Here is a 9,165-nt window from a genome sequence, read left to right on the forward strand (position 1 = left end):
GCCGGATCAGACCCGGGTCAGCGTCTGGCTACGCAGGCTCTCCAGCACCGCGCGGGTGACCTCCGAGGTGCCCCGGGCCTGCTCGCAGACCTCGGCCACCCGCCGCGCGGTGGCCTCGGCGCGTTCCTCGCGTTCGTCCCAGAGCCGGTCGACCTCGGCCAGTAGCGGCCCTTCGACCTCCCGCTCCACGCCACGCAGCGCCGGCACTCCGAGCCGCTGGGCAAGGTCGAATACCTTGCCGGCGTACGGCAGTGGGAGGAACGGCGTGCCCACCATCGCCGCGAAGATCAAAAAGTGCAGGCGCATACCGACGGCCAGGTCGAAGTGGCGCATCAGACCGAGCACCTGCTCCGGGGAGTAGTTGCCGTGCAGGATCCGCCCCCGCTCGGCGGCGACCATGTGCGACAGCACCCCGTGGGAGTGCCGGATGTCGTCGCGTTCCATCGGCACGAACAGCACGTGCGCGTCGATCCGGTGCACCAGGAAGTCGCCGATCTGGGCCAGCAGCCGGTGGTATCCGTCGACGTCGAGGCGTTCGGCGGCCCGTCCCGGCTCCCGCACGCTGATCCCGACAAGAGGTTTGCCCACCGGCACACCCTCCTCGGCCAGTAGGTGGGCCGGAAAGTCGGCTGGCTGCAACAGGAACGCCGGGTCGGCGGTGACAGTGATCGGGTTGAGCAACCCGGCCTCCTCAAGCACCATCCGGGACTCCTGGTCACGGACTGTCACCTGCACGGCGCTGGCGAGCGTCTCCCGGACCATGCCGGTGTCCACCGAGTCGCTGAGCGGCCCGACCCCCACCGCGTACGTGATAAGGGGTAGCCCTCGTTCCTGCGCGACCCGGACGACCCGCAGGTAGCGGCGGGCCTCCCGGTCGTAGAGGATGCCGCCACCGCCCAGGATGAGCAGGTCGAGCTGGGCCAGGACAAGCGCCGAGTCGGTACGGCTGACGCCCTCCCAGGGCACCGCCTCCACGTCCGGGTGGGCGGCACGGGTGTGCTCGGGGTTACGGGAAAAGACGATGATCCGGGCGTTCGGCTCCTGCGTGCGCAGATCGGTGAGCAGGCCGGTGAGGATCGCCTCGTCACCGAGGTTCCGACCACCGTACGAGCCGAGCACACCGATTGTCAGTCCGGCGCCATGCGTCATCCGTCGCTCCTCCCCGGGTGCGGTCCGGCGCGGTTTCCCGCTGGACGGACGAACAGTCCTGCTCAGAGGACCGGCATCGCCGCAGGCTCAGCCCACCGGGTCGATCGGCTTGGCCATCTGCTGCGCGGTCACCTGGAACCCGAGGCTCTGATAGAGCCCGATCGCCACGGTGTTCGTGCCGAAGACGTTCAACCCCACCTCGGGTACGCCGAGTCGGGCCAGTTCGGCCTCCATGAGCTGGATCATCCGCCGCGCGTAGCCGCGTCCCCGGTGCGCCGGATGCACCTCGATGTTGTGAATCCAGGCCCGGGTGGCGTCGGTGGTGCCGGCCGCCCCGGGCAGGGTCACCCAGATCCAGCCGACCTCGGTGTCGCCGACCCGCGCCAGCCGCAGCAGCGCATCCTCGGTGGCCGCGCCCGCCGGCAGCAACTGCCGTAACTGGTCCGCCGACCGCTCCCGCGCCGCCTGCACGCTCATCCCCTGGTGCGTGGCCAGATCCTCGGCGTACGCGCGTTCCAGCGGGCCCAGAAGCCGGGCCAGCTCCTGCTCACTCATCGGCATCAAGGTCAACTCCACCGGCTCCGCCTTTCTCTGGGTGTCGGGATCCAGCAGGAAGTGGAGCAGAACCGGCCCGACCCTGCCACCCCGTCAGCGAGCCGCCCGGTCCCCGTCGCCGGTCAGCGTGCCGTGGGAGCCGACACGAGTCCGTCCGCCAGTTGCGTCAGGTCGACAAGCCGCAGGTCGCCGTCGAGTCCCTTCAGCGCCGCGGTCATCGCGCCCGCCGCGCGCCCGGCCTGCAACCCGACCTCGGCGTCCTCGACGACCAGGCACCGCTCCGGCGGTACGTCGAGCAACGCGGCCGCACGCAGATAGCCCTCCGGGTCCGGCTTACCTACGCGTACGTCCTCGACTGTCACCAGCACCGGCGCCTCGATGCCCGCGGCACCGAGGCGGGCCTCCGCCAGCCGGACGTCAGCGCTTGTCACCACCGCCCACTGCAACCCCAACCGGGCAAGGACCGCCAACACCTTGTGTGCGCCCGGGGTGGCCGTCACGTCCGACAGGTCGTCGTACTGCAACGTCAGCTGCCGGGCCGCCGCCACGGCGACGGCCGCGTCGTCGAGCGCAGGCAACAGCCGGCGAATGGTCTGATCGGCGGGCCTGCCGTGCGCTATGGCGAGCGCCGCCGCCGGGTCGACGGCGTACTCGGACGACCACCGCTCCCACGCCCGCTCCACGGCGGGGTCCGAATCCACAAGCGTGCCATCCATGTCGAACAGCACCGCGCCGATGTGCGCCAGTTCCACGATCACGCTCCCTGAATTCGCCCTGCCCCGAGGGTAGGGCGCTTTCGAGCGGACTGCCGGTCAGGTGGCCGCCGTCATGTCCTGGACCACAAACCGACGGCACTTCAGCGCACGCGGCCTCGACGGATCAGGTGGCGCGCCGGCTCGGGGGTGGGGTCAGGTGGGCGCGCCGACCTGGTGGGTGAGGAACGACAGCACCGCCGCCGGCAGGGCCGGTGCGCCGACGATGTCGTAGTGCGTGTGGCCGGGCAGCACAGCCAGTCTGGCGGCGGGCCGGTCGGTGCCGTCCCAACCGGCGTCGCGGTGCCCGCCGCCAAGCAGCCCGTAGAACTCCGCCGCATGGCTTGTCGGGATCGAGTCGGCGTCGGCGAAGACCAACATCGTCGGCATGCTCAGCCGGGCCACCTCGCCCGACCAGTCGTAGTCACGGCGTAGCAGGTCACCGCTCTTTGCCCACAGACGTGGCCAGTCCTGCGGGCGCGGCGCGGCGCGTTCGTAGAGCAGGTGTGGTGGCGTGCCGCGCATCCGCTCGCCGGTCCGCTCATCCTGGGCGGCCATGGCGGCCAGCACCTCCGGATACCAGCCGGCGCTCCGACATGGGGTGGAGACCAGCACCAGCCGACGTACCAGCGTCGGATGCTGGATGGCGGTACGCAACGCGACACCACCGCCGAGTGAGTAGCCCAGCAGATCGGCCGTTGACAGGTCGAGGTGCCCGAGCAGCGCGGCGATGTCGTCGGCCATCGTCTCGTAGCGCAACGGCCTGTCGACGTCGGCAGTGCGCCCGTGACCCTGGAGGTCCACCGCGACGACCCGGCGTCGCTTGGCCAGCGCCGGCACGATCGGGGCGAACATCTCCGTCGACCCGTAGCCGCCGTGCAGCAGCACCAACGGCCGACCCGCGCCGTACGACTCGTACCAGAGCCGCAGCCCGTTGACCTGCGCGTACCCCACTCGGCCTCCCGCTCTACGGCGTCACAGGTCCCGATCCAACACGGGCGCACAGCATCGACGAACGCAACGCGCCGATCCGTCCGTACCTCGATCGCGGCAAGCCAGCGCTCCCGGTGCCTGTCGCGCAACGGCACCACCGTTCCTCTGGTGGGCCAGGGTGAGTTGGTGGGCGGGTTGCCCGGGTCGTCTAGCTTGCGGGCATGTCCCCTCGCGTGGCGCGCCTGCTGATCTGGCCCTTCGCGGTGGCCGCGCTCGCCCTGCGAATCTGCACCGAACTGTGGTTCAAGCCGGTGACCTGGCGGATCGAACCGAGTGGCCTCGCCTTCGTGGTCTGGGCGGCCACCCAGGCCGCATGCATACTTCTGCCGGCGGCAGCACATGCCCTACTCACCAGACGGGTCCGCCAGCGTCCGGCGACCTGGGAGATCGCGGCCGGGACGGAGAGCTTCGTCGCCACGGCCAGCCCTCGCTGGCTCAGCCACTGGGCGATCCTCGTCGGCTGGCTGGCCGGAGGTGCGGTGTTGACCGAGCGGGTTCCGGGCGCGGACCGCGTGCGGCTCGCCGAGATCCCCGGCGCTCTCGCCCTGAGCATTGCCGTCCCGGCCGTCGTCCTGGCAGCCATGGCAGCCGTGCTGCTGCTGGACCGACCGCGCCTGATCCTGGACCGGGAGGGCATCACCAAGCAGTGGCTGGCCCGGCGCGCCTTCGTCCGCTGGGACCGGCTGCTCCCCGGCGGCCCACCGCCACCGGCCCGGCGCACCGCGAACCTCACCCTCATGCAACAGCCGGCGACGCCGGGCCGCCCACCCGTACCGTTCTCGCTGCCGATGGGCCCACTGCACGTCGATCCGACATTTCTCGCGGAAACGATCCGCCACTACGTCGAGCACCCCGAGCACCGGTCGGCCATCGGCACGCAACACGAGCTGGATCGGGTACGGGCACGTTGCTCGTAGGCTCGCCCAGGAGTCAAATATCCGACGCAGGCGATGCAGACAAGATCACGGCCGTCGGTCGTGTTCAGAATTGTCCCACTTCTCTGCCGGCTCTCGGATTCGGCCGTACGCGACAAGTTTTCATCCGCCGTTAGGATGCAGCACCCGAGGCAGCCACACCGGCGGAGAGCGCAGATGCTTGGAGCTAAGAGATCGGTGAGGACGAAGCTGACCATCTGGCGCTACCGGCTGTGGCGCTTCCGACTCACCACCGTCGGCATTGTCTTGGCCTCGTTCGGCGCAGCAACCGCCCTGGTCAATCCGCCTCGGCCAGTTAGTGTGGCTGCGGGACTTGCTGGCGCTACCCTCTCCTTCATGGAGACCCGGGCCAACCGCCGCCGCTCAGAGGAATTGCGGTTCCAGCCGCGAGAGGGCGACAAATACAAGGACGTTGTAGATCAGTCGGTCGCCCTCGGCCCGAGCATAGAAAGCGCCCGAGACGTAGGAATAATGCTGTGTCGGGAGAATGCCGAACTCCGCAAACGACCCATCCGCGCCATTCTTCAAACCCCGGACTACGTGCTTCCCCGTGATTTGAGGACCTGGTCCCTTGACTATCTGACCCGCCGCGCCAAGACCGGGAAGATTTACAACGACCGCGTGCTCTGCCTGGCATCGGATCTTCTGGGCGACGACGTCGCCAAGCTGAGAGCCGCCCGCTACTTCGACTTCTTGTGCAGCAACCTGCTCGCCCCCCTGGATGTCTGGGAGGTGGGACGCAAGAGTCCCGCCCTTCGTGGTCGTGATCTCATCCTCGACCCCGAGGGACGGCTGATCCCCTTCAGGCGAAGCCGCCTCGCGAACATCATCGGCGTATCGACGCTTGCCTTCACCACCGACGGGCAATTGCTCCTTGTGTCGCAGACCCCCGAGAACATGGGCAGCCCCGGCTTGCTTGCCCCGTCCGGATCGGGTGCACTCGAACCCAAGGACATGCCTCACAACATGGCCGACTGGACTATCCAAACTATTGTTATCAACGGCGCCGAGCGCGAACTGCAGGAAGAATGCCACCTGGAAGCGAACGAGATACAGGGCAGCGCTGTCGTTGGCCATGGTCGTTGGATCAGCCGGGGAGCCATGCCCGAATTCTGCGCCGCAACCCTCCTCAGACTCACCGGTGACCAGATGCTCGACCGATCAGTGCGGCGAGTGGAGCGGTCTTTCGTCCACGAAGTCATGCCGGTCAGCCTCGCACCGGTGCGGCTGTGGGACCCTCGTCAGCCGCTTGAGATGCTGCCGCGCAAGCACCGGGATGCGGTTTCCTGGCCTCTGGCACTTGGGCTGGCCTGCCTAGCAGAGTGCATCAATGACGAATCGTGGCCCTTGCGTAATGAACTGATATCCCGACTGGCAGGTTAGACCCGCAGCAGTTCTCGCGCCGGCTTGACGTCGCCGTACTGACGCCGGATGCACCACGCGCGCGCGGAGGAGCCCGGACTGCTGTCCGGGCTCCTTCAGTAAATGCAGTGTCGTCAGGCAGGAATCGCGGTGAGGTACCAGAGCTGACCGGTCACGTTCTGGCACTTGTCCGTGAACGACGCCCCCTTCAGCACGGACGCCGGTGCGAACCGGTTACCTTCCAGGCATTCGCCTTCCTTCTCCCGGAACTTCGTCTGTAGCCGGAAGAGGTTGTCACCGGATTCGACCAGCTTCCACTGTTGTCCGGTGACCTCGCGGCAGGTGTCGAGGAATGCGGCGCCGCCGAGGACCTTCCCATCGATCTGGTTGCCTTCCAGGCACTTTCCTCGCCGAGGAACTTCGTCCGCAGCGTGTAGTAGCCGTCGGGGCGCTTGGTGAAACTCCAGGCTTGCCCGTCCACGTCCTTGCAGGTGTTCTGGAACGCGGCGCCGGCGAGGGTCGAGTTGCCGTCGACGCGGTTGCCTTCCAGGCACTCGTCCTCGCCGCGGAACACGGTCTTGAGCTTGTAGTACCCCGACGCCGAGGCTGGGGCCTGCGCCGCCGGCCGCGCCTTGACGTCGACCGTCTTCACGGCAGCGGCGTCCGAACCGTCCACCGGCTTCTCGTTGGTGGACGTGTCGATGTCGACCGCCGCGGGCGCGGATGCGGACGCGGACGCAGCTGCGGATGCCGCGCTCGTCGGCGTGGCCGGCTCGGACGCAGACGGGCTCGACTCTGCGTCCTGCCCACATCCCGCCGCCGCCATGGCCAGAACCGCCAAGACCGCCACAGACCTTCTCATTTTCTTCACATTAAATCCCATCAAAGATGAATTCCGATTCCATCAGCACCGCTGCAATTGCCACAATTCATCTGGCTAATCACACGGAATGCTGGTGCGGCAACCGTACGGGTGCGGCTGATGGCCGACAACAGGTCAAGCGGCTGGCAAAACTGTGCCTGCGGGGTGGCCCGCCTGGTTCCTCGGCTCGATGTGGACGCTGGTCGGCGGCGTCGGATCCACCGGCTGGCCGGAACCCTAAATGCGATTTACAATAAGGCAATCAGGAATGCCGATCAAATACATCGGTCCACTGCCGACAAATTGGGTATCCCAAGCATCCGCAACACAGGTCGTAACATTATCTTGAATAGCGAAGATCTTCCGATTGCCGCCGTCTCGGACGGTAATGCTCAGCTACAAATACCCCTCATCCCACCGAAAGTGCGAACCCCGGCACCGCCGAGCAGGTGGGCCCGCCGATAGTTCTGGGCGCTCGGCCGGCTCGTCCACGCACCGGGTGCGGCCCGGTGACTGACCGTCCGCCGCCCCGGCGCCGTCGAGGCTCGGTTCCGGCAGGGAGCCGCAGGGCGGAGCCGCCGCCTGCCGCAGAGCAAGTACGGTGTGCCATGGGAAATTCGAGGAACCGTCGACGAGCCTCGCAGACAGTCGCCGCTTGTGCGGTCGCGATCGCCTGCGCGATCCTCGGTTACGGTCTGCGCTTCTCGCGGCCAGACCGAGAGGCGTGGGGCGAGTTGGAGGCCGGCGGCAGGTTCGGCGCGTTCATTTTCATCTACCTGCCGTTCTACTTCCTGGCGCTCGTCGTGGCCGTCGTGGTCGTCCTTGCCCTGGTCTCGACCCGCGGCTGGTTGTCGGGGCTCCTGACCACCGCTGCGGTCGGGGTCGCGCTCTTCGCGTGCTGGGTGGCCCTGATCGGCACCCCTCTGCTCCAGGCCCAGCCCCACCTCCTGGCGTCCCTCAACTGGTCCCTCGCCGCTGACGGCGTGGCCTTCGTGGCGCTGGCCGGCGTATGGCTGACCCACCCGAATCATCCGGCTCGGACAGTGAACGGATGATCAGTGGGACGATCCGCCACCGGCGGAGTCCCGCCCGATCAGCTGGGGGCGCTACCCGGCCGGCCGCCGGCGCACGCGACTAGCCTTGCCCACGGGGGTTTGACACCGTCGAGGCAGTTGGACGGCTTACCGTCACTCCGGCCTGTCGGTGTTCCTCCCTACACTGCCGCGCATGAGTTCGACGTACATGCAAAGGTTCATCGACCCGTTCCGCGCCAAGGCGGCCGAGCAAAGCATCCCGCCAGCCGACGTCGACGAATGGATTAGCGGCCTCCGCCCGTTTGCGACGCTCCTCCCTTACGGGGACGGGCCGGTAGTAGGCCGGTGGGGTGGCAACCCGTGGCTTCCGGCCGACGTGCCCCACCCGCCGTTCACCCTTGTCGCCTCGATCGACTGCGCGGCCCTGCCTGCCGAGGCGACAGACCTGCCCCTGCCCTCCGACGGTCAGCTGCTGCTGTTCTCCGGCGACGACGGCGACGCGTGTTGCGACCTCGGAGGCACGGTGCTGTATGTCCCCGCCGGAGCAGCCGTCGCCGAGCGACCCTGGAGCGTCGAGGGCGAAGACGAAGACGAAGACGAAGACGATGAAGACGAAGATGGCCCGTGGCCCGTGGAGAGTCTGCGCCTGACGATCGCCCCCTATCACCCTCTCCACTCTGCCGACGACAGCGATACCCCCGAGCATCCGTGCGGCAAGGGCCTGTCCAGGGCGTGGGAAGACTCGCAGGTATATCCACTCGGCGAAAGAGGGGTGCAGCTGGGCGGCTTCCCCATTGAGCTCAACAACGGGCCCATCGACGCGGTCACAAAGGTCGCCAATCCGCGGCCGCCCGCTTCCGGCATGGAATCGCCAACGGACGAGGACTGGGTTCTGCTGGCCTCGGCGGACGGCACCGACATGGTCAACGGCGGGGAGCAGAACCTCATCAGCTGGATGGTTCCGCGCCAGGATCTGGCCGAGCTGCGCTTCGACCGGGTGTACGTCCACCTGGACGGCGCGTGAACCGACGCGGCAGACGGCAGGCGGTGCGCCCGGTAAGCGAGTGCTGTCCGAGCGCCTGAGCGATCGGGTGGTGCTGCACACCTCCCACGTTTCCGCAGGTGAGAGGGGTTTGTGGGCGCGGCAGGTTTCGAACCTGCGACCCCTCGCTTGTAAGTTCTGGGCGCTCCGTCCGAGCCTGTCCGCGCGCGTCTCTGACGTCGGCCGCTGATCTGCCGCCGTCCGTCTCTGACCTGCCACGTCCGGCCCTGTTGCTGTCACCGTTGCTGTCGACAGCAACAGGCTATCGGCGTCCCTGACACCCCGGACAACGAACACCGAACGCTGTTCGGCCACCTTGATCCCGGCAGCCCGGTTGGTGGCGGCCCGTGGTGGCGGCACTGCCACGTGGCTGTGCAGCGCGAACATGCGGCCCGCCGGGAGCGGCTACAGAGGTTGAAAGGCTGAAGTTCGCACCGTCACGGTGGTTCGGGGTCGAGGGTCATGCCGGTGTTGGCGAAGA

The 9,165-nt window shown here is 67.9% G+C and carries 9 protein-coding genes; 4 read left to right on the top strand and 5 right to left on the bottom strand.

The features are described 5' to 3' along the window. Positions 1–6: 6 nt before the first annotated feature. The 4 genes from ACLQ23_RS30775 to ACLQ23_RS30790 form a co-directional block, all read right to left on the bottom strand. Positions 7–1,149 carry a polysaccharide pyruvyl transferase family protein gene (locus ACLQ23_RS30775; protein ID WP_355595235.1) on the bottom strand — a complete coding sequence of 381 codons (1,143 nt, stop codon included), beginning with the start codon at positions 1,147–1,149 and terminating at the stop codon, positions 7–9. An 87-nt stretch (positions 1,150–1,236) separates the two neighbouring features. After that, entirely contained in the window at positions 1,237–1,704 is a 468-nt protein-coding gene (locus ACLQ23_RS30780; protein ID WP_355628976.1) for a GNAT family N-acetyltransferase, read from the bottom strand. A gap of 122 nt (positions 1,705–1,826) precedes the next feature. Continuing rightward, entirely contained in the window at positions 1,827–2,456 is a 630-nt protein-coding gene (locus ACLQ23_RS30785) for an HAD-IA family hydrolase (RefSeq protein ID WP_425881471.1), read from the bottom strand. Positions 2,457–2,612: 156 nt separating this feature from the next. After that, positions 2,613–3,410, bottom strand: a complete 798-nt coding sequence (locus ACLQ23_RS30790) for an alpha/beta fold hydrolase (protein ID WP_425881472.1) — start codon at positions 3,408–3,410, stop codon at positions 2,613–2,615. A 200-nt stretch (positions 3,411–3,610) separates the two neighbouring features. Between ACLQ23_RS30790 and ACLQ23_RS30795 the strand changes: the two genes are divergently transcribed. Together ACLQ23_RS30795 and ACLQ23_RS30800 are read left to right on the top strand one after the other, a co-directional pair. Further along, positions 3,611–4,366: a hypothetical protein gene (locus ACLQ23_RS30795; RefSeq protein ID WP_355628979.1), complete on the top strand. Its 756-nt coding sequence runs from the start codon at positions 3,611–3,613 to the stop codon at positions 4,364–4,366. 195 nt (positions 4,367–4,561) lie between these two features. Continuing rightward, on the top strand, positions 4,562–5,767 hold the full coding sequence (locus ACLQ23_RS30800; RefSeq protein ID WP_355595225.1) for a hypothetical protein: 1,206 nt from the start codon (positions 4,562–4,564) through the stop codon (positions 5,765–5,767). Positions 5,768–5,954: 187 nt separating this feature from the next. Here the strand turns inward: ACLQ23_RS30800 and ACLQ23_RS30805 are convergent, their stop codons facing one another. Beyond that, positions 5,955–6,596, bottom strand: coding sequence for an RICIN domain-containing protein (locus tag ACLQ23_RS30805; RefSeq protein ID WP_355628981.1), 642 nt, complete (start codon positions 6,594–6,596; stop codon positions 5,955–5,957). Positions 6,597–7,216: 620 nt separating this feature from the next. On the opposite strand from ACLQ23_RS30805, the gene ACLQ23_RS30810 reads away from it, so the two are divergent. Both ACLQ23_RS30810 and ACLQ23_RS30815 read left to right on the top strand, forming a co-directional pair. After that, positions 7,217–7,663, top strand: coding sequence for a hypothetical protein (locus ACLQ23_RS30810; RefSeq protein WP_355595221.1), 447 nt, complete (start codon positions 7,217–7,219; stop codon positions 7,661–7,663). Positions 7,664–7,835: 172 nt separating this feature from the next. Beyond that, complete coding sequence (locus tag ACLQ23_RS30815) at positions 7,836–8,666, top strand: DUF1963 domain-containing protein (RefSeq protein WP_355628984.1); 831 nt, start codon at positions 7,836–7,838, stop codon at positions 8,664–8,666. Positions 8,667–9,165: the final 499 nt, after the last annotated feature.

Origin of the sequence: Micromonospora sp. DT41 (assembly GCF_049841715.1) — a bacterium.
In the GTDB taxonomy this organism is placed as follows: Bacteria; Actinomycetota; Actinomycetes; order Mycobacteriales; family Micromonosporaceae; genus Micromonospora; species Micromonospora profundi.

Coding starts and splice junctions, on each gene's coding strand:
- ACLQ23_RS30775 (WP_355595235.1), bottom strand. CDS start 1,149: ATGACGCATGGCGCCGGACTGACAATCGGTGTGCTCGGCTCGTACGGT.
- ACLQ23_RS30780 (WP_355628976.1), bottom strand. CDS start 1,704: ATGAGTGAGCAGGAGCTGGCCCGGCTTCTGGGCCCGCTGGAACGCGCG.
- ACLQ23_RS30795 (WP_355628979.1), top strand. CDS start 3,611: ATGTCCCCTCGCGTGGCGCGCCTGCTGATCTGGCCCTTCGCGGTGGCC.
- ACLQ23_RS30810 (WP_355595221.1), top strand. CDS start 7,217: ATGGGAAATTCGAGGAACCGTCGACGAGCCTCGCAGACAGTCGCCGCT.
- ACLQ23_RS30815 (WP_355628984.1), top strand. CDS start 7,836: ATGAGTTCGACGTACATGCAAAGGTTCATCGACCCGTTCCGCGCCAAG.